General features: G+C 74.4%; 16 protein-coding genes. 4 read left to right on the top strand and 12 right to left on the bottom strand.

What is annotated here, in order from left to right:
* Positions 1-57: 57 nt before the first annotated feature.
* Entirely contained in the window at positions 58-1575 is a 1518-nt protein-coding gene (locus ACZ7LE_RS22725) for a hypothetical protein (RefSeq protein ID WP_470405500.1), read from the bottom strand.
* Positions 1576-1795: 220 nt separating this feature from the next.
* On the opposite strand from ACZ7LE_RS22725, the gene ACZ7LE_RS22720 reads away from it, so the two are divergent.
* From ACZ7LE_RS22720 to ACZ7LE_RS22705, 4 genes are read left to right on the top strand one after another with little or no spacing between them, the layout of a single operon-like run.
* Positions 1796-3073, top strand: coding sequence for an NRAMP family divalent metal transporter (locus ACZ7LE_RS22720; RefSeq protein ID WP_470405499.1), 1278 nt, complete (start codon positions 1796-1798; stop codon positions 3071-3073).
* Positions 3074-3114: 41 nt separating this feature from the next.
* Entirely contained in the window at positions 3115-3900 is a 786-nt protein-coding gene (locus tag ACZ7LE_RS22715) for a LamB/YcsF family protein (RefSeq protein WP_470405498.1), read from the top strand.
* Positions 3900-5630, top strand: coding sequence for a 5-oxoprolinase subunit B/C family protein (locus ACZ7LE_RS22710; RefSeq protein WP_470405497.1), 1731 nt, complete (start codon positions 3900-3902; stop codon positions 5628-5630). Before ACZ7LE_RS22715 ends, ACZ7LE_RS22710 begins: the two co-directional genes overlap by 1 nt.
* Positions 5627-7405: an acetyl/propionyl/methylcrotonyl-CoA carboxylase subunit alpha gene (locus tag ACZ7LE_RS22705; protein ID WP_470405496.1), complete on the top strand. Its 1779-nt coding sequence runs from the start codon at positions 5627-5629 to the stop codon at positions 7403-7405. The genes ACZ7LE_RS22710 and ACZ7LE_RS22705 overlap by 4 nt, the downstream gene beginning before the upstream one ends.
* A 46-nt stretch (positions 7406-7451) precedes the next feature.
* On the opposite strand, the gene ACZ7LE_RS22700 is transcribed toward ACZ7LE_RS22705, so the two are convergent.
* The 11 genes from ACZ7LE_RS22700 to ftsH form a co-directional block, all read right to left on the bottom strand.
* Entirely contained in the window at positions 7452-9152 is a 1701-nt protein-coding gene (locus ACZ7LE_RS22700; RefSeq protein ID WP_470405495.1) for an L-aspartate oxidase, read from the bottom strand.
* Positions 9149-9655, bottom strand: a complete 507-nt coding sequence (panD, locus tag ACZ7LE_RS22695; RefSeq protein WP_470405494.1) for an aspartate 1-decarboxylase — start codon at positions 9653-9655, stop codon at positions 9149-9151. The genes ACZ7LE_RS22700 and panD overlap by 4 nt, the downstream gene beginning before the upstream one ends.
* 4 nt (positions 9656-9659) lie before the next feature.
* Positions 9660-10604 (bottom strand): pantoate--beta-alanine ligase, encoded by a 945-nt coding sequence (gene panC / locus ACZ7LE_RS22690; RefSeq protein ID WP_470405493.1) that lies wholly within the window; start codon positions 10602-10604, stop codon positions 9660-9662.
* A complete protein-coding gene (locus tag ACZ7LE_RS22685; protein ID WP_470405492.1) occupies positions 10601-11575 on the bottom strand; it encodes a Rossmann-like and DUF2520 domain-containing protein in 975 nt (324 codons plus the stop codon). Before ACZ7LE_RS22685 ends, panC begins: the two co-directional genes overlap by 4 nt.
* A 3-nt stretch (positions 11576-11578) precedes the next feature.
* Positions 11579-13147: a PH domain-containing protein gene (locus ACZ7LE_RS22680; RefSeq protein WP_470405491.1), complete on the bottom strand. Its 1569-nt coding sequence runs from the start codon at positions 13145-13147 to the stop codon at positions 11579-11581.
* Between the two features lie 2 nt (positions 13148-13149).
* The gene (locus ACZ7LE_RS22675) at positions 13150-13641 is read right to left on the bottom strand and encodes a PH domain-containing protein (protein WP_377228305.1); all 492 of its coding nucleotides are present in this window, start codon (positions 13639-13641) and stop codon (positions 13150-13152) included.
* Between the two features lie 35 nt (positions 13642-13676).
* The gene (locus ACZ7LE_RS22670) at positions 13677-14162 is read right to left on the bottom strand and encodes a DUF3180 domain-containing protein (RefSeq protein ID WP_470405490.1); all 486 of its coding nucleotides are present in this window, start codon (positions 14160-14162) and stop codon (positions 13677-13679) included.
* Between the two features lies 1 nt (position 14163).
* Entirely contained in the window at positions 14164-16779 is a 2616-nt protein-coding gene (gene folK, locus ACZ7LE_RS22665; RefSeq protein ID WP_470405489.1) for a 2-amino-4-hydroxy-6-hydroxymethyldihydropteridine diphosphokinase, read from the bottom strand.
* Positions 16776-17735, bottom strand: a complete 960-nt coding sequence (gene folP, locus ACZ7LE_RS22660) for a dihydropteroate synthase (protein ID WP_470405726.1) — start codon at positions 17733-17735, stop codon at positions 16776-16778. Before folP ends, folK begins: the two co-directional genes overlap by 4 nt.
* A gap of 86 nt (positions 17736-17821) precedes the next feature.
* A complete protein-coding gene (folE, locus tag ACZ7LE_RS22655; protein ID WP_397397861.1) occupies positions 17822-18445 on the bottom strand; it encodes a GTP cyclohydrolase I FolE in 624 nt (207 codons plus the stop codon).
* A 13-nt stretch (positions 18446-18458) separates the two neighbouring features.
* Complete coding sequence (gene ftsH, locus ACZ7LE_RS22650) at positions 18459-20498, bottom strand: ATP-dependent zinc metalloprotease FtsH (RefSeq protein ID WP_470405488.1); 2040 nt, start codon at positions 20496-20498, stop codon at positions 18459-18461.
* Position 20499: the final 1 nt, after the last annotated feature.

The following is a 20499-nucleotide window of genomic DNA, read 5'->3' as shown; positions in this document are numbered from 1 at the left end:
GGGCCGTGGCGGGCCGGGTGTCCGCCGCCCGCGGACGTCGGACACCCGGCCCCGCTGTCAGTCGACCGTGTCCGCCACCGCGTGGACCAGGTTGCTCCCCTGGGCGACGATCGCGGTCCGCCAGGCGTCGAACGTCGGGTCGGTCACGGCGAAGTCGGTCTCGAAGTGCTGCATGTCCGGGGTGTGGATGTGCCCCGCCGGGATGTCGAGGCCGGCCCGGTCGCGCAGCAGCGTGTTCCGGTAGGCGCTCTCGTTCGACAGGTAGTTGCCGCCGCCCCCGCTGTAGGAGCAGGAGCCCTCGGCCGGGGGCACGGGCGGCGTCGCCGGCGGGTACGTGACCGGCGGCGGGTTGTTGAAGGTCTCGCGCGCGGGCGAGGCGCAGTCGGGGAACTGCGTGTAGTTGGTGTGCCAGACGACGCCGAACGCCTCGGACTCGTCGGGCCAGGTGTCGCCCGGCGGTCGCGGCACGTCGGCACCCGTGTCGGCCGCGATCATCTCGGCGACCGGGAGGGTCGCGCTCGTCCACTGCGGCGGGTCGGTGAGCCCGTCGCCGCCGCCCCAGCGGTCGACCACCTGGATGTTGCAGCCCGGGTTGTCGACGGCGAGCTGCGGCACGCCGCCGACGGCGGGGCACGGTGCGGTGCGGTCGTTGCCCAGCGAGACGCCGTGGTACCGGCTGTTCCACTGCTCGAGGTTGAACTGCGCCCCGCCGGCCTGGCTCACCGTGATGGACGCGTCCACCTGCCGGGGGCCGGGCTCCATGAACGGTCCGACCGTGTCCTCGAGGTACCCGCGCTCGAACTCCGGGTAGCTCACGGGCAGGGTGTAGGCCTCGACGTAGGCGGTCCGGCCGTCGTCGGTGCGGTAGGTGGTGCCGTCGAGGGCGAGCGCCGTCGCACCCGACGGGTTGCCGTGCCGGATGTTGTTGCCGACCGTGCCCTGCGCCGGCCCGCTGGTGCCGCCGTCGAGCGTGTAGACGTCGAACCCGCTGACGAGCACGCGCACCACGTGCTCGCCGCGCGGCAGGTCGATGTCGTCCATGCCCCGGGCGGCCTTCTCGAACGTCTCGACGAGCGCGGCACGTTCTGCCTCGTCGAGGCCGCCGCGCGGGTCCCACTGGCGCAGCACCGCCATGGCCTCGGTGCGGGTCCAGTACAGGGGACGGTCGTCGCTCGCGGGCAGGTCGCCCCGGACCGTGCCCCGTCCCTGCGCCCTGGCGACGGCGGCGTCCCACAGGTCCTGGCCCGCCCGCTCGGCGAGCCTTGTCGCTGCGCCGAGCGACCGGGTACGGCACAGCGCCGCGGTGAGGTCGGCGGTGAACCGGCCGAACCCGCCGCCCTCGATGATCGTGCGCGCGTAGGTCTCGTCGGCGGCGACGGTCGGGTCTGCGGCGTCGGGCAGGTAGGCGGCCAGGCGGCTCTCCTCGGCGGAGAGCGGGAGGCGCGGGTCGAGGCAGTCCGGGCCGGACCCGGGTGCGGGCAGGGCGGCGGCGGGGCCGGCCAGGGCGGTGGTGGCGCAGAGAGCGAGGGCGGTGACGCCCGCTCGCATCCGCACGCTGGTACGTCGTCTCGGCATGGTGGATCCCTTCTTCCGTCGGAAGCGGTCGCCATCGACCGTAAAGGTTCGTTGAACAATCCGACAGAGGAGCGCGCGTTAACATCTCGTGTCCCGGCCTAGGCAGCACTGTTCAAGCCGTGTCATGATCGACCTGGTCTCGCAATACGGGTGAAACAACCAATCGAGACCATCCTGACTGTTGAACAATCCGGCTCTGCACAACGACCAGGAGGACACCATGTCCGACACGAGCCACGAGCCCACGACGACGTCCACGCAGACCCCGCCGGACAGGGCGCCCGGGGAGGTACGGCAGTTCGCATCGGCGCGACGCCGTTCCCTGCTGGGCGCGCTGTTCCTCATGGCGACCTCGGCCATCGGCCCCGGCTTCATCACCCAGACCGCCACGTTCACGCAGCAGCTCGGCGCCGCGTTCGCGTTCGGCATCCTGGCCTCGATCCTGCTCGACCTGGCCGTACAGATGAACGTGTGGCGCATGATCACGCTGACCGGCAAGCGGGCGAGCACGCTGGCCAACGCGGCGCTGCCGGGCAGCGGCTACCTGCTTGCCGTCCTCATCGTGTTCGGCGGCCTCATCTTCAACATCGGCAACACGGCGGGCGCCGGGCTGGGCCTGAACGCCCTGTTCGGCCTGGACCCCCGGCTGGGCGGGGCGATCAGCGCCGTCATCGCGGTCGCGATCTTCCTGGCCAAGCGCGCCGGGGCGGTCGTCGACCGCGTGGTGATCGTCGCCGGCCTGGTGATGATCGTGCTGACGGTGGTCGTCGCGATCCTCTCCGGGCCGCCCGTGGGCGACGCGCTCCAGCAGACCGTGCTGCCGGACACCATCGACTTCGCCGCGATCACGACGATCGTGGGCGGCACCGTCGGCGGTTACATCACCTATGCGGGGGCGCACAAGCTCCTCGACTCGGGCACCACTGGCCCGGAGCACATCCGTGAGGTCAACCGGGCCGCGGTCAGCGGAATCCTCGTCACCGGGATCATGCGGTACGTGCTGTTCCTGGCCATCCTCGGGGTCGTCGCCTCCGGCGTGGTGCTCGACGTCGCGGGGAACCCCGCCGCCGACGCCTTCTCCGCCGCGGCGGGCGAGACGGGGCTGCGCATCTTCGGAGCCGTCTTCTGGATCGCCGCGATCACCAGCATCATCGGCTCCGCGTACACGTCGGTGTCGTTCCTCCCGGTGTTCTCGGCCAGGATCACGGGGCGCGTCGCCGACCTGTGGACGGTCGGGTTCATCGTGGTGTCGCTCGTCGTCTACCTGGTGGTGGGCACGGCGCCGGCCACGCTGCTCGTGTTCGTGGGCGGCGTGAACGGCCTCATCCTGCCGATCGGCCTGACCCTGTTCATGTACATCGGCTGGTTTCGAGGCTCGCTCCTGGGCAGCGCGCGGTACCCGCGCTGGCTCCTGGTGGTCGGCACCCTGGCCACCGTGGTCACCTGGTACATGGCGGTCAACGCGGTGGGCCCGATCTTCGACCTGCTGTCCGCCTGAGCCCTGGGCCCGGGCGACCCGCACCACGAAAGGAACGCACCATGAGCGCCGTCGACCTGAACAGCGACCTCGGCGAAGGGTTCGGCCGCTGGACTCTCGGCGACGACGAGCAGATGCTCGGCATCGTCTCCAGCGCCAACGTCGCCTGCGGCTTCCACGCGGGCGACCCCGCGTCCATCCGGCGCACCCTGCGCTCCGCGGTGGCGCACGGCGTCACCGTCGGGGCGCACGTCGGCTACCGCGACCTGGCCGGGTTCGGCCGGCGCAACATGGACGTGCCCGACGACGAGCTCGAGGCCGACGTCGCCTACCAGATCGGCGCGCTGCGCGGCCTGGCCGACGCCGAGGGCGCGGCCGTGACGTACGTGAAGCCGCACGGCGCGCTCTACAACACGGCGGCGGTGGACGAGCGCGTGGCGCGGGCGGTCGCGACGGCCGTCGCCGCCGTCGACCCCGGGCTGGTGCTGCTCGGGCTGCCCGGGAGCGTCGCCCTCGCCGCGGGCGAGGCCGCCGGGCTCGCCACCGCCACCGAGGCCTTCGCGGACCGCGCGTACACCCCGGAGGGGCGGCTGGTCTCGCGGCGCGAGCCCGGCGCGGTGCTGCACGACGCCGACGACGTGGCGCGCCGCATGCTCCGGCTGGTCACCGAGGGCGTGGTAACGGCCGTGGACGGCACCGACGTCGCAGTGCGTGCGGACTCGGTGTGCGTGCACGGCGACTCCCCCGGCGCCGTCGCCATGGCCCGCCGGATCCGCGAGGTGTTCGACGCCGAGGGCATCGAGCTCGCGGCCTTCGCCCCGGCGGCGGGCACCGGCAACCCGGCGTGATGCGCCTCCTGACCGCGCGCGACGACGCGCTTCTGGTCGAGCTCGACGACCTCGACCAGGCCGTCGCGCTGTACGAGTCCCTCCGGGCCGACCCGGTCCGGGGCGTCGGCACGCCGGTGCCCGGCGCGCGCACCCTGCTCGTGCCGTTCCGGCCGTCGGCGATCACCGCGCGGGACCTGGCCGCCGAGCTCCGGACCCGGCCGCTGGAGCGCGGGGCCCGGACCACGGCCCGCACGGTGGAGATCCCCGTCGTGTACGACGGCGCGGACCTCGCCGAGGCGGCCGCGCTGCTCGGCTGGAGCACCGACGAGCTGGTCCGGCGGCACGCCACGGCGTCCTGGACCGTGGGCTTCGTCGGCTTCGCGCCCGGGTTCGCCTACCTGACCAGCGACGACCCGGAGCTGGTGGTCCCGCGCCGACAGTCCCCGCGCACGCGGGTGCCCGCGGGGTCGGTAGCCCTCGCCGGTCCGTACAGCGGCGTCTACCCCCGCCAGAGCCCCGGCGGCTGGCAGCTCCTGGGCCGCACCGACGCCCCGGTCTGGGACGTGACCCGCGAGCGCCCGGCGCTGCTGCTCCCAGGCGACGAGGTCCGCTTCACCCCGACAGACAGCCTGTCGCCCGCGCCCTTGCCTCCCCCGCCGACGGCGACAGCGACAGCGGCGGCGGCGACGGCGGCGACCGCCGTTGACCACAGCGGTTGCTGCCACGGCGGCCCCAGTCCTGGCAGCAACCGCTGTGGTCAACGCCTCGGGCTGGAGGTCGTGAGCAGCGGTGTGCAGGCACTCGTCGAGGATCTGGGGCGGGTCGGGGTCGAGGGGGCCGGGGTGTCGGCGTCCGGGGCGCTCGACCGGCCGAGTCTGCGCGCGGCCAACCGGGCCGTCGGCAACCCCGCGGACGCCGCCGTGATCGAGTCGGTGGGCGGCCTACGGCTGCGTGCCCGGGGCCCGCAGGTGCTCGCGGTGACGGGGGCGGCGGGCGACCTGGTGGTGCGGCCCGGGGCCGAGGGCCCCGGCGTGCGCCGGCCGCGGCCCGGCGAGCCGTTCGCCCTGGACGACGGCGACGAGCTCCGACTCGGCGCGCCCGCCCGCGGGGTCCGTGCCTACGTCGCCGTGCGCGGCGGGATCGACGCGCCGGAGGTGCTCGGCAGCCGCGCCACCGACGTGCTGGCCGGGCTGGGTCCCGAACCGCTCGGCTCGGGCGACGTGCTGCCGGTGGGCGCGACGGACCGTGGCCTGCCCGCCGCCGCGGCGCCGTCGTGGGTCGGTTCGCCGGCGGTCGGCACGACGGCGCCGTCGGACGACCTCCCGGCACCCGGGGCGACGACGGAGCTGACCGTCGTGCTCGGGCCGCGGGACGACTGGTTCGACGCCGCCGCGATCGACCGGCTCACCGGCCAGGACTGGCTCGTGACACCGCGGTCCAACCGGATCGGCCTGCGGCTGGAGGGCGACCCGCTCGTGCGCCTGCCCGAGCGGGCAACGGCCGAGCTGCCGAGCGAGGGCTGCGTCACCGGCGCGATCCAGGTGCCTCCGGACGGCCTGCCGGTCCTGTTCCTGGCCGACCACCCCCTGACCGGCGGGTACCCGGTGGTCGGAGCGGTCGTGGCGGACGAGGTGCCGCTCGCCGGCCAGCTCCCCGCGGGCGCCCGCGTGCGCTTCGTCGTCCGCGACCGTGCGCCGGGCACCCGGACGGACGACACCACCCCGAACACCCCAGGAGGCACCTCATGATCCGCACCGTGCTCGTCGCGAACCGAGGCGAGATCGCGGTCCGCGTGATCCGCGCGTGCGCCGACCTGGGCATCCGTTCCGTGGCCGTGTACGCCGACGGCGACGTCGACGCGCTTCACGTCCGCCTGGCCGACGAGGCCTGGGCGCTGGACGGGCGCACCGGCGCGGAGACATACCTGTCGGTGGACAAGCTGCTCGACGTCGCGCGCCGCTCGGGGGCGGACGCCGTCCACCCCGGCTACGGCTTCCTGTCCGAGCGGGCCGCGGCGGCACGGGCCGTCGAGGAGGCCGGGCTCGTCTGGGTCGGGCCGGCGCCCTCGACCATCGAGCTGCTCGGCGACAAGATCGCGGCGCGCGACCTGGCCCGGAAGGTCGGCGCTCCGCTCGTCCCCGGTTCGGACGGCCCGGTGGCGGACGCCGCGGCGGCGCTGGCGTTCGCCGAGGAGCACGGCCTGCCGCTGGCGATCAAGGCCGCGCACGGGGGCGGCGGGCGCGGCATGCGGGTGGCGCGCACGCTGGAGGAGGTGCCCGAGCTGTTCGAGGCCGCGCGGCGGGAGGCCGAGGCCGCGTTCGGCCGGGGCGAGTGCTTCGTCGAACGGTTCCTGGAGCGCCCGCGGCACGTGGAGGCCCAGGTCATCGCGGACGACCACGGCCACGTGGTGGTGGCGGGGACCCGGGACTGCTCGCTGCAGCGCCGCAACCAGAAGCTCGTCGAGGAGGCGCCCGCGCCGTACCTGGACGACGCCCTGCGCGAGCGGGTCCACGAGTCCGCGCGGGCGCTGTGCGGCGCCGCCGGATATCGGAGCGCCGGGACGGTGGAGTTCCTGCTCGGCGCGGACGGCACCCTCTCGTTCCTGGAGGTGAACACCCGGCTGCAGGTGGAGCACCCCGTCACGGAGGAGACCACGGGGCTCGACCTCGTGGCCGAGCAGCTCCGGGTCGCGAGCGGGCTGCCACTGTCCGTCACCGAGGACCCGGCCCCGCACGGGCACGCGATCGAGCTACGGCTCAACGCGGAGGACCCGGCGCGTGGGTTCCTGCCGGGCCCGGGCCGGGTCGAGCGCTTCGTCCCGCCGTCCGGTCCGGGGGTCCGGGTGGACGCCGGGATCGAGTCGGGGTCGGTGATCCCCGGCGAGTTCGACTCGCTCTTCGCCAAGGTGGTCGTGTGGGGCCCCACCCGCGAGGCGGCACTCGCCCGCGCTCGGCGGGCGGCCGCCGAGACGCTGGTGGAGGGGGTACCCACGGTGCTGCCGTTCCACCGCGCCGTGCTCGCGGACCCTGCCTTCACCGGGGCGGACGGCCACGGCTTCGCCGTCCACACCCAGTGGATAGAGACGGAGCTGCTCGCCTCGATCGACCCGCAGGTGCTCGCCGCGCCCGCCACCGAGCCGGGGATCGTGGATACCTGGGTCGAGATCGACGGACGTCGGCACCGGGTCCGGACGCCAGGCGGGATCGGGCTGGCGGCAGCCGGTATCGCCCCGCCCGCCGGCGACGCTCCGGCCCGGGTCCCGGGCACTGCGCCGGACGACGGCCGCACACCACTGCTCGCCGCGATGCCCGGCACCCTCGTCCGCTGGCTGGTCGCCGACGGCGGTCAGGTCACCGACGGCCAGCCGGTCGCCGTCGTCGAGGCCATGAAGATGGAGTCCCAGCTCGTCGCCGAGGCTCCGGGCGTCCTGCACCACGAGGCGACGGAGGGCGCCCACATCACCCCGGAGACCCCGATAGCCCACGTCATCAGGACTGACCCAGATTCAGCAGGCCCCGGCTGACCATTACCCGGCCCGTGACGGTCGGCTGCGGCCTGCTGAACGAAAGTCAGTCCCGGGGACCCGGAAGCGGCGACGGCGCCGCCGTCAGCACCCCGTCGTCGTCCAGCCGCACCCGCACCCGGCGCCGCCAGGCGTCGTCCGGCCGCGGGAAGTCCGTGCGGTAGTGGCCGCCGCGGGTCTCCTCGCGCAGCCACGCCGCCCGGGTCAGGGCGCGGGCAACCATGTGCACGTTCGTGGTCTCCCACTCCGCGGCCTGGGGCTCGGCCACGACGTCGGCCGCCCGGTGCGCGTCGGCGCGCACGGCGCCGAGCCGCTCGTCGACCTCGGCCAGGGACCTGGCCGACCGGATCACTCCCGCCCCGGCCGACGTCACCTTCTGGATCCGGGAACGCGCCGCGGCCGGGACGAGCGCTGCCCCGCCCGGTCGGGAAGCCGGCTCCTCCGGCTTCAGGTCTCCGGTGTCGATTCGCTCGACGATGTCCCGCGCCGCGCGCGAGGCGAACACGATGCCCTCCAGCAGCGAGTTCGACGCCAGCCGGTTGGCCCCGTGCACGCCGGTGCAGGCGACCTCGCCGACCGCGTACAGCCCGTCCACCGAGGACCGCCCGTCCAGGTCGGTCACCACGCCACCCGAGTGGTAGTGCTGGGCGGGCGCCACGGGCACCGGCTCCTCGGACCAGTCGATGCCGGCCTGCAGGAGCCGCGCGTTGATCGTGGGGAACCGCGTGCGCAGGAACTCCCGGCCGAGGTGACGGGCGTCGAGCAGCACGTTGTCCGCGCCGGTGGCGGCCATCTGCCGCACGATCGCGTGCGCGACGACGTCCCGCGGCGCCAGCTCGGCCATCTCGTGCACGCCCGGCATGAAGCGGTGCCCGTTGACGTCGAGCAGCAGCGCGCCCTCGCCGCGCACGGCCTCGGAGATGAGCGGGAGCTGCCCCTTGGCACCCGAGCCGAGCCACAGGACGGTCGGGTGGAACTGCACGAACTCCAGGTCGCCCAGCACGGCGCCCGCCCGGAGCGCGGCGGCGATCCCGTCGCCCGTCGCCCCCGCCGGGTTGGTGGAGGACCGGAACACCTGCCCGATCCCGCCGGTCGCCAGCACGACGGCGGGGGCCAGGACGGCGCCGACGCCGTCGCGCGAGCCCGTGCCCCGCACGTGCAGGGTGACGCCGCAGGCGCGCCCGCCCGCCGTGGTCAGCACGTCCAGCACCAGCGCGTTCTCGACCACCTCGATGCCCGGGTCGTGCCGCACGGCCTCGATCTGCGCGACCAGCGCGCGGGAGATCTCCGCGCCCGTGGCGTCGCCGCCGGCGTGCGCGATGCGGTCGGCGTGGTGGCCGCCCTCGCGGGTGAGCGCGATGTCGCCGTCGGCCGCCTTGTCGAAGACGGCGCCCCGCGCGACGAGCTCCCGCACGCGGGCTGGGCCCTCGGTGACCAGCACCTGCACGGCGGCCGGGTCCGACAGGCCGCCGCCCGCGGCGAGCGTGTCCGCCAGGTGCGCCTCGGGCGAGTCGGACGGGTCGAGCGCGGCGGCGATGCCGCCCTGCGCCCACACGGTCGAGCCGGAGGACAGCTCGCCCTTGGTCACGAGCACCACGCGCGGCACGCGCGTGCGCAGCTCCAGCGCCGCCGTCAGGCCCGCGATCCCCGAGCCGACGACGATGGCGTCGGCCTCGACGGTCCAGCCGGGCGCAGGGGCAGCGAGGGACCGCGCCAGCCGCGGCCCCGGTCCGGGCGTGGTGCTCACGCCCGGCCCGACGCCGTACGCACCAGGCCCGCGTACTGGAACGGCTCGATCGGCAGGCCGCTCTCCTCCAGTCCGTAGCCGTCGGGCACGTGCCCGGGCTCGTCGTTGATCTCGACGATGCGGTTGTCCCCATCGACGAACACGACGTGCGGCAGGAACGTGCGCGCGTCGTGGTCCGAGAGCATGCCGTAGCCGATCAGGATGACGACGTCTCCCGGGGCGACCAGGTGCGCGGCCGCGCCGTTGATGCAGATCTGGCCGGAGCCGGGCTCGCCGGGGATCACGTAGGTGGTCAGCCGGGCGCCGTTGGTCACGTCGACCACGTCGACCTGCTGGCCGGGCACGAGGTCGGCGGCGTCGAGCAGGTCGGCGTCCACGGTGATGGAACCGACGTAGTGCAGGTCCGCCTGCGTCACGGTGGCGCGGTGGATCTTGGAGATCATCATCGGCCGCTGCAGCGAGGCGGGGCGGCCGACGGGCGGACGGTGCTCGGTGGTGCTCATGGTGTTACCTCTGGACCTCGGGCGAGACCTCGACGGCCTGGTTGTCGATCAGTCGGGTGGAACCCACCCGTGCGGCCACGAGCAGCAGCGCGGGGCCGGAGAAGTCGTCGGTGACCGCGTCCACGGTCACCGGATCGACGAGCGCCAGGTAGTCGACCACGACGCCGTCGGCGCCGTCCAGCACTTCGCGCGCGTCGTTGATCACACCCGCGGCCCCGCGGTCCGCGGCCGCGGCCCCCGCCCGCAGCGCGCGCGACAGCGCCAGGGCCCGCTCGCGCTCCTCCGGGGAGAGGTACGCGTTGCGCGAGGACAGGGCCAGGCCGTCGGCCTCGCGCACGGTCGGCACGCCCACCACCTCGACCGGCACCTCCAGGTCGCGCACCATGCGGCGCACGGCCAGGAGCTGCTGGGCGTCCTTCTCGCCGAACAGCGCGACGTCGGGCCGCACCAGGTGCATCAGCTTGAGCACCACGGTGAGCACGCCGTCCAGGTGCCCCGGGCGGGACGCACCCTCCAGCACCTCGCCGATCCGGCCGGCGGACACCCGCACCACGGGATCGCCGTCCGGGTAGACGACGTCGGGCGTGGGCGCGAAGACGACGTCGGCACCGACGCCGGCCAGCTTGGCGACGTCGCCGTCCAGGTCGCGCGGGTACGTGTCCAGGTCCTCGCCCGCGCCGAACTGGAGCGGGTTCACGAAGATCGTCACGACCACCTGGCCGTTCGGCCCGGCCTCCGTGCGCGCCCGGCGCACGAGCTCCAGGTGCCCCTCGTGCAGCGCGCCCATGGTCATGACGACGGCGCGCTGCCCCGGCCCGGCGTCGGCCCCGGCGCCCTCCACAGGACCGGTGAGGGCCCAGCGCATCTGCGCGTCCTGCAGCTCGGGGCGGGTGCGGACCACGAGCGGGGTGCGCTGCGCGGTCTCCGCCTCGGACGGGGTCGTGGTCATGGTCTCTTCCTTCCGGCGTGCGACTCCCCGCTGGCGCCGTCGAGCGCGTCCAGCAGGGCCTGTGCGGTGGTGTCGCCGATGCGGTGGCTCGCCAGCGCGCGGCGCGTGGCCCCGCGGGCGAGCTCGGTGTAGCTGTCGGGGATGTCGGTGGCGCCGCTGGCGGCGGCCAGCGCGCTGAGCTCGGTCAGGTGGCTGCGCACGGTGCCGACGTCACCCCGGGAGACCGGTCCGGTGAGCGCGGAGATGGCGCCCGGCCCGACGCCGTCGCGCGCGTCCGCGGACCGCGTGGCCTGCTCCAGGGCCGCGGACAGCAGCGGGGCGAGCACCCGGCCGGGCAGCTCGACGCCGGCCGCCTCCAGCGCCTGCGCGGCCTGCGCCACGAGCACCACGAGGTGGTTCGCGCCGTGCGCGAGGGCCGCGTGGTACAGCCCGCGCGCATCCTCGTCCACGACCACGGGCTCGCCGCCGATCTCGACCACGAGCGCCTGCCCGATGGGCAGCACGGGCGCCGGCGCGGTCACGGCGAACGTGCAGCCCTCCAGGCGCGCCAGGTCCAGGCTGGTCCCGGTGAACGTCATGGCGGGATGGATCGCGAGCGGGATCGCGCCGCCCAGCCGGGCGGGCTCCAGGACGGCGGTCCCGTAGCGGCCCGACGTGTGGATCACGAGCTGTCCCGGCTGCCAGGCCCCGGTGTCGGCGAGGCCGGAGACCAGAGGGCCCAGGGCGTCGTCCGGCACGGCGAGCAGGACCAGCTCGGCCCGCTCCACGACGTCGGGCACCTCCAGGTTGGGGACGCCGGGCAGGAGCGTCTCGATGCGCTCCCGGGAGTCCTCCGAGATGCCGCTCGCGCCGACCACAGCGTGTCCCGCGGCCCGCAGTGCGTTGCCGAGCACCGCGCCCACGCGTCCCGCGCCCACCACACCAACGCCCAGCCGACCGGGCCGGCGGCCCGCCTCGTCGGGGTCACTCAACGGTCACTCCCCCTGTCTTTCCATCCATCGTTCGGGGCCCGCCGCCGCGCGCGCCGTGCGCGCACGCCGGGCCTGCTCGGTCATGAGCAGAGCCGCGTCAGCGGCCTCGAGGTGCGGCACCTCCGGGTGCACCGGGCCCTCCGTGGAGTGCACCTGGAACGACGCCACGCCCAGCCGGCGCTGCCACGGCCCCTGGCTCAGGGCCAGCGACTGCGTCCGCTCGTGCGGCACCACGTCCAGCACCTTCACCACGCGGCCCCGCCGCAGCAGCAGCGCGCGGCCCGTCACGGTGAACCCGTTGCGGCGCCACGCCACCGGGTCCAGTATGCGGGTCCGCCGGGGCGCCGTGACGTAGACGCTCTCCGTGCGGGAGTCGCCGTCCAGGCCCGCGTCCAGGACGCGGCGCGGCTCGTCGACGCCGAGGTCGGGCAGCACGAGGGAGAGCACGGTCAGCGCCTCCTCGCGGGTGCCGACGGGGAGCAGCACGCTGTTCTTCTCCTCGCTCTCGCCGCCGTAGCCCGCCACGTTCACCTGGACGCGCCACCAGTCGCGGTCGCGCCACAGCAGGCTCTGCACCAGGCGGACGGCCTGCACGCGGCCGGGCGGGATGGTCTGGGAGCGGGTCTCGAGCATGCCGTGCCGCAGGCGGACGCCGTCGGGCGAGATGGCCACCCGGAAGTCGAACTCGCCGGTCAGCCGGTTGAACAGGTACCCGCCCGCGCCCAGCACGGCGGGCAGCGAGGCGGAGATGACGGCGAACTCGCCCGTGACGATCATGACCACCACCACGCCGAGCGCCCACAGGAGCAGCGTGATCATCGCCCCCGAGCGCACCACCGAGGCGATGAGCCGGCCCAGGGGCACGGTCAGGACGGGCACCTGCGGCGCCTCGAGGCTGCCGGCGGGCACGGGCTGCGGCACGTCCTGGACCGGGCCGCCGGCCTCCTGGGGCGCCGCCCCCTCCGGGACGGGCTCGGTCACCGCGTCGGACGGCGCCGGGCCGGCGCCGGCCACGTGCCGCGTGCCGCCCACCTTGAGACCCGCGGCGCGGGCGAGGAGCTCGGCGCGCAGCTCGTCGGCGTCGGCGCCCTTGAGGAAGCCGATGGCGACGCCGGAGTCGGTGCCGCCCGCCGTCTCCAGCGTGAGCTCGCACAGCCCGAAGAACCGGGCCACGAGCGGCTGCCGGATGTCCACCGACTGCAGCCGGTCGAGCCGCGCGTGGCGCTGCTGCCGGAACAGGATGCCGCGCCGCAGGTGCACGGTCTCCTCGCCGACGGCGAACGTCGTCATACGCCAGGCCAGCGCCGAGTAGCCCCAGCCCACGAGGGCCACGGCCGCCAGGGCGGCGAGCAGCGTCCACCAGTACTCGCTGGACACCAGGGCGACGAGGCCGCCGCGCGGCCCGCCCTCAAGGCTCTGCTGCCCCAGGATCACGACGGCGGCGCCGACCACCGCCCAGCCCCGCACCAGTGGGGTGATCGGGTGCACGCGGCGCCACTCCAGCGTCTCCGGCGAGTCCGGTCCGAGGCCGTCGAAGGCGGAGCGCCCCGGGTCGACGTCGTGCTCCGGCATGGTCACAGCCCCGCCAGCCGGGCCTCGCCGCGGGACGCCAGGCGGTCGCGCAGGCGGGCCGCCTCGTCCGGGGGCAGGCCCGGGATCTGGGCGTCGGTACCGACGGACGCCGTGTGGAGCTGCACCTTGGCCAGGCCCAGCCTGCGGTCGAGCGGACCCGCCTCGACGTCCACGTACTGCATGCGGCCGTAGGGCACCACGACCATCGAGCGGAACATGACGCCCTTGCGGATGAGCAGGTCGTCGTCGCGCTCGGCGTACCCGATCGCCCGGACCTGGCGCGGGACCAGGAGGAACGACCACAGCAGGAAGACAGCCGGGACCCCGGCGAGGATCCAGAACCAGGGGCTCACGGTGACCGCGAGCACCACGCCCACGACCAGCGGGATCCCGAGGCTGATCGTGCCCGGGACCAGGCGGGCCGTCACGAGCCGCGGGGACACGCGGTTCCAGGTCACGTCGTGCGGTTCGAAAGGGCTGGTCATGTTGGCCATTGTTCCGCAGACCCGTGCCGGTGGGTAGCGAGGCGTCAGGCAGGCGCCGGGGACTCGCCCTCCTCGGAGCCGCTCCGGTCCTTGTCGGACGGCGGCAGCTCGCAGAACTTCTCCACGACCAGGCCGACCACGGCGAGCGCCACCGAGCACAGCACGGCGACCCCGGCCGCCACCGCGCGGTCCCGGCGCGGCTCGACCGCGAGGTCGCCCAGCACCACCAGCACCTGCGCCAGGTACCAGCCGCCCAGGAGGGACCCGGTCAGGGCGGCGGCCTTCGCCAGGACGAGCGTCCGGGCCGCCCGGATGCCGTCGAGGTTGGGCCGCTTGCCCTTCTGGTAGGCCCGCACGCCCCAGCCCAGCCAGAAGATCGCCCCGGCCAGCGCCAGGATCGCGATGTCGACGAGCCACGGCACCACCGGCAGGTACACGGCGCGCGACTCGAGGGCACGCAGCACGAGCCAACCGACGACCGCGACTGCGACCAGGACTGCGATCAGGGATCTGACCGGGGTTCTGCGCATGTCAGGCGTCGCGCCCTCGCTCGTCCCGGACCGGCACCCACGAGGGCACCGAGTCGATCGGGCCGTCCGACGCCGGGAGCGACTGCTCGGTCGCGTAGCCCGGCACCCGGATCACGGTGTGGTCGTTGTCGTAGGTGTCCCGGATCCCGTTCGAGTGGCCGTTCTGGGCCGGGTCGGGCGTGCCGTTCTGCGGTGTGCCGACCGGGGCGAACACCGGCGCGGCCGGTTCCTGCGGCGCGCCGCCCATCGGCGGGAACACCCCGCTCTGCTGCCGCGACGGGTTGACCGGGGCGAAGACCGGCTTGGCCGGCGCCGAGGACGCCGGGGGCAGCGGCTCGCGCTCCGGTTCCTCGTGGGCCGTGTCCCGGACCGCGCGGGGTGCGATCGGCACCGGCGGGGCCGGGACGAGCGCCTCCTCGGGTGGCGGCACGACGGACCCGTTGCCTGGCACGCCGATCGGCGCGGCCGGACGCGGGGCCGCGGGGGCCGCCTGCGCCTGGTGCGGGATGGGTACGGAGCCGCCGTGGCCCGGCACCTGTCCGCTGGGGTAGCCCTGCGGGTGGGCGGGGTCCAGGTCCACCGGACCGCTGTGGTGCGCCTGCGGCTGACCACCGCCCGGCACCTCGACCACGGGGCCGCCGGGCGACGCCTGCGGGCGCCCGCTCGGCGGGAGCGACGGCGGCAGGGCCGGCGGCATCTCGGCGACGTGCGTGTCCTGCCCGCCGTCGTCGGGCACCGCGGCGTGGCCGGAGCCGGTGACCCCGCCGCCCTGCTCGGGCTCGGGGTCGGTCAGCCAGTCGAGCGCGAGCCAGCGGATGCCGGTCCGGTCGGGAGCCGTCGCCGCGAGCTGGGCCACGGGTCCGCCGCCCAGGCCGGGCAGCACCGCGTCCGGCGCGATCTGCGACCACGGCTCCAGCACGAAGGCACGCTCGTGCGCGCGGGGGTGCGGGATCTCGAGGTCCTCGGCGGAGTCGGTCAGGGTGCCGTAGGTGATCAGGTCGACGTCGAGCGTGCGGGCGCCCCAGCGCTCCTCGCGGGTGCGGCCGTGCAGGTTCTCGACCTCCTGGCAGGCCTGCAGCAGCCCGCGCGCCGGGAGCGTGGTGCGGGCCAGCAGCACCGCGTTGAGGTAGTCGGGCTGGTCCTCCGGACCGCCGACGGCGGCGGTGCGGGCCAGCGGCGACACGTCGGTGATCTGCACGCCGGGCACGCGGTCGAGCTCGGCGACGGCCGACCGCATGGTCGCCTGCGGGTCGCCGAGGTTCGCGCCGATCGCGATGACGACGTCCACGTAGCCGGCGGGCACCTCGTCGAACCGGTCGCGCGGCTCGGCCTGGTACGGCTGCTCCTGGGCGTACTGCTCCTGCGCGAACGCCGGCTCGGGCTGCCCGACGGCGGAGTCGGGGACGGCGGCCGAGACCCGGGTCGCCTCCATGTCGCCCTGGTCGTACTGCGGCTCGAACATCTGGTCGTACTGGTTCGGCTGGGCGTCGCGCCGCGGCTGCTCGTACGGCTGCGGCTCGAAGCCCTGCTGAGGCTGGTCGTACGCCGGCTGCTCGAACTGCTGCAGCTGCTGGTCGAAGCTGTTGTGCTGGTCGATCCCGGGCCGTTGGTCGAGCCCCTGGACGGACTCGTACTGCTGGATCGGCTCGAACGCGGGCTCGGGCTGGAACGCCTCCGGCTGGAACTGCTCCTCCGGCTGGAACGGCTCGGGCTGCTGGAACACCGGCTCCTTGGCGGGGACGTCCCGCTGCTCGGCGGGCGCCGGGGCCTCGGCCTGCAGCTCCCACGGCGCGGGGATGACCTGGAGCGGCTCGGGCGCGATGAGCTCGGGCTGCGGGAGCGGCTCCGGCTCCTCCGCGAGCGGCGCGACGGGGGCCGCGGCCGGTACCCGGTCCACGAGCGGCTCCGCCTCGAACGGCTCGGCCCCGAACTGCGCCGGCTCGGCCGGCTGGTAGGACTCCGTGGCCTGGTACTGCTCGGGGGCCTGGTACTGCTCGGGAGCCTGATAGGTCTCGGGCGCCTGGTACGACTCGGCCGGCTGGTAAGGCTCGTACGGCTCGGGCCGGAACTGCTCGGGCTCCTCGGCGACGGGCCGGGCCACGGGCTCGAAGTCCTGCGGCTCGGGTGTCTCGGCGGGGGCCGGCTCGGCCGCGGGCTCCGGCACGGAGCCGGCCGCGAGCAGGCCCGCCGGCACCGCCACGACGGGCATGCGCGTGCGGTCGCGGCGGATCGCCACCTCGACGTCGGCGAACGGCACCGGGATCGGCGCGTGCGGCTTGTGCACCCGCACGTCCACCGCGTCGATCTGCGGGCGGGCCAGCACCGCTGCGGCGATACGCTCCGCGACCGTCTCGATCAGGTCGGCGGGGTCGCCCTTCAGGATGTCGTGGACGTCCGCCGCGACGTCCGCGTAGCTCACGGTCTGTGCCAGGTCGTCACCGGCGGCCGCCGGGCGCGTGTCCATGTACAGCACGACGTCGGCCCGGAACTCCTGGCCCGTCTGCCGTTCCGACGGCAGCACACCGTGGTACCCCCGCGCGCTCACGCCGCTCAGCTGGATCTGGTCCAGCGCGCGGCCGTCCGGGCCTGTGACGCCCGTTCCGAACGCTGTGGTCACCGTGGTCCTCCCCCATCGTCGTTGCGTGCACCGGAATCCTGCCAGGTTGGCATGTCTTGTCCCCCGGCCGTCCACGATTCTGTGGTCAAGGCCACGGTGGAAGTCAATGCCTCCGGTGCGGAAGGGGAAGAGGTACCCGGAGACCCTACCCGGGCCGGGCCGTCCGCGGCGGTCCATGCGGCGGCGACCTTGACGGCGTCCGCGCTCGCCCGGACGGTGTGCACGCGCACGCACCAGGCGCCCGCGGCGGCCGACAGCGCCGAGATCGCGGCCGTCGCGTCGTCGCGCGCCCGCGGCGGCGCCGGGCGCCCGGCGGAATCGGCGAGCAGGTGGCCCAGGAACCGCTTGCGGGACGCGCCCACGAGCACCGGGCGGCCGAGCTCGTGCAGCGCGTCGAGGTGGGCCAGCAGGGGCCAGTTGAGCACGCCGGCCTTGGCGAAGCCCAGCCCCGGGTCGAGGATCAGCTGCTCGGGCCGGACCCCGTCGTCGTGCAGCGCGGCCATGCGGGCCGCGAGCTCGTCGCGGACGTCGGCCACGACGTCGTCGTACACCTCGAGGTCGTCCATGACGTCGGCGTGCCCGCGCCAGTGCATCGCCACGTACGCGGCGCCGGACTCGGCGACCGCGCGCCCCATCTCGGGATCGGCGAGGCCGCCCGAGACGTCGTTCACGATGCGGGCGCCGGCGGCCACCGCCCGCTCGGCGACGGCCGCACGCGTGGTGTCCACGCTCACGACGGCGCCGCGCGCGGCGAGCTGTTCGATCACGGGCAGCACCCGCGCCAGCTCCTGGTCCTGCGGCACCCGCACGGACCCCGGCCGGGTGGACTCGCCGCCCACGTCGAGGATGTCCGCGCCCTCGCCGAGCAGCTCCAGCCCGTGGGCGACCGCGGCGGAGGGCTCGAACCACTCGCCGCCGTCCGAGAACGAGTCCGGGGTGACGTTGACCACACCCATCACCAGGGCGCGGCCCGTCCCGGACAGCTCCGGCAGACCCTGCACCCGGGCGTCCCGGGCGGGGTACCGGACGGCGGCGGACACCGTCACTTCCCGAGGATGAGGCTCATCGCCTCGGCTCGCGTCGCGCCGTCCCGCATGACGCCGCGCACCGCGGAGGTGATCGTGCGCGAGCCGGGCTTGCGCACGCCACGCATCGACATGCACAGGTGCTCGCACTGGACCACCACGAGCACGCCGCGCGGTTCGAGGATCTCCACCAGGGAGTCCGCGATCTGCGTGGTCATCCGCTCCTGCACCTGCGGGCGGCGGGCATAGACCTCGACCAGCCGGGCCAGCTTGCTCAGCCCGGTGATGCGCCCGTCCACGTTCGGGATGTACCCCACGTGCGCGACGCCGTGGAACGGCACCAGGTGGTGCTCGCAGGTGGAGTACACCTCGATGTCCTTGACCAGCACCATCTCCTCGTGCCCGAGGTCGAAGGTGGTGGTCAGCACCTCCTCGGGCTCCTGGCGCAGGCCCGCGAAGATCTCCCGGTACGCCCGGGCGACGCGGGCCGGCGTCTCGCGCAGGCCCTCCCGCTCCGGGTCCTCGCCGACGGCGAGGAGGAGCTCGCGGACGGCCGCCTCGGCCCGTGCGGCGTCGTACGGCGGGATGTCCGCCGCACGCCGCACGGGCGTGGACAGGGGTGTGATGGACCCGTCGGTCATGGTGGTGCTCCGGTCAGTTCGACGGGTCGGGGTGTACGTCGTCAGACGGTGTCGGAGCATCCACCACGGCCTCGTCCTGCGGCACCACGGCGGGGTGGCCGTTCTGGGCCGCCAGCTCCTTGGGCGTCAGCACGGGGCCGCGCGTGTGCACGGTGCGCTGCTCGCTGGAGAGCCAGACGTCGCGTGCGGCGCGCTTCTCGACGGGCGCGAAGACGTCCGCGAGCTCCTTCTGGTTCAGCGTCTCCTTCTCGAGCAGGCGCAGCACCAGGTCGTCGAGCACGTCGCGGTACTGGGTCAGCACCTCCCACGCCTCGTCGTGCGCGGCCTCGACGAGCTTGCGCACCTCGTTGTCGATGGTGCCCGCGACCGCCTCGGAGTAGTCCCGCTCGTGCCCGTAGTCACGGCCCAGGAACGGCTCGCCCGAGCTCGTGCCGAGCTTGATGGCGCCGACCCGCTCGCTCATGCCGTACTCGGTGACCATCTTGCGGGCGATGGCCGAGGCCTTCTCGATGTCGTTCGAGGCGCCCGTGGTGGGGTCGTGGAACACGATCTCCTCGGCCACGCGCCCGCCCATCGCGTAGGCGAGCTGGTCGAGCAGCTCGTTGCGCGTGGTCGAGTACTTGTCCTCCAGCGGCATCACCATCGTGTAGCCCAGGGCGCGGCCGCGCGGCAGGATCGTCACCTTGGTGACGGGGTCCGTGTAGCGCATCGCCGCGGCCACCAGGGCGTGCCCGCCCTCGTGGTAGGCGGTGATCTTCTGCTCCTTGGACTGCATCACGCGGGTGCGCTTCTGCGGGCCGGCCACGACGCGGTCGATCGCCTCGTCGAGCGCGCGGTCGTCGATGAGCTGGGCGCCGCTGCGCGCGGTGAGCAGGGCGGCCTCGTTCAGCACGTTCGCCAGGTCGGCGCCCGTGAAGCCCGGGGTACGGCGGGCGACGGCCGCGAGGTCCACCTCGGGGACCATCGGCTTGCCCTGCGCGTGCACGTTGAGGATCGCCTCGCGGCCCTTGAGGTCCGGGGCCTCCACGGCGACCTGCCGGTCGAAGCGGCCCGGACGCAGCAGGGCCGGGTCCAGGATGTCGGGCCGGTTGGTCGCGGCGATGAGGATGACGTTCGTCTTGACGTCGAAGCCGTCCATCTCGACGAGCATCTGGTTCAGCGTCTGCTCGCGCTCGTCGTGCCCGCCGCCCATGCCGGCACCGCGGTGGCGGCCGACGGCGTCGATCTCGTCGACGAAGATGATCGCCGGGGAGTTCTGCTTGGCCTGCTCGAACAGGTCGCGCACACGGCTGGCGCCCACGCCGACGAACATCTCGACGAAGTCCGAGCCGGAGATCGAGTAGAACGGCACGCCGGCCTCGCCCGCGACGGCGCGCGCGATGAGCGTCTTGCCGGTACCGGGCGGCCCGTACAGGAGCACGCCCTTGGGGATCTTGGCGCCCACGGCCTGGAACTTGGTGGGCTCGGCGAGGAACTCCTTGATCTCCTGGAGCTCCTCGACGGCCTCGTCCGCACCCGCGACGTCGGCGAAGGTCACCTGCGGGGTGTCCTTGCTGACGAGCTTCGCCTTGGACTTGCCGAAGCCCATGACCCGGTTGCCGCCGCCCTGCGCCCGCGACAGCAGGAACCAGAACACGACACCGATCAGCAGGAACGGGATCAGCACCGACAGCATGGAGGACCAGAAGCTGGGCTGCGGCACCTCCGAGTCGAACCCGTCGGCCGGGTCGGACTTCACGATCGCGTCCTCGACCCGGTCGCCCTGCGGCACCGTGTAGAAGAACTCGACCGTCTTGCCGTGGTCGACCTCCTCGGCGGCGTCGCCGTCACCCTCGGTCGACTTGTATGCCTTGGTGAGCTCGAGCTCGACCCGCTGCTCGCCTTCGACCATGAGGGCATGCTTCACCGTGCTGCCCTCGAGCAGCTCGATCCCCTGTGACGTCTCGATTCGCGAGACGTTGGGCTGGTTCAGTGCTGAGATGGCCAGCGTCACCACGACCAAGGCGACCAGGATCCAGATGACGGGCCCACTCAGAAGCTTCTTGATGTTCATC

The sequence above is a fragment of the Promicromonospora sp. NPDC110617 genome (assembly GCF_055598465.1).
This window is presented reverse-complemented; position numbering and strand designations above follow the sequence as displayed.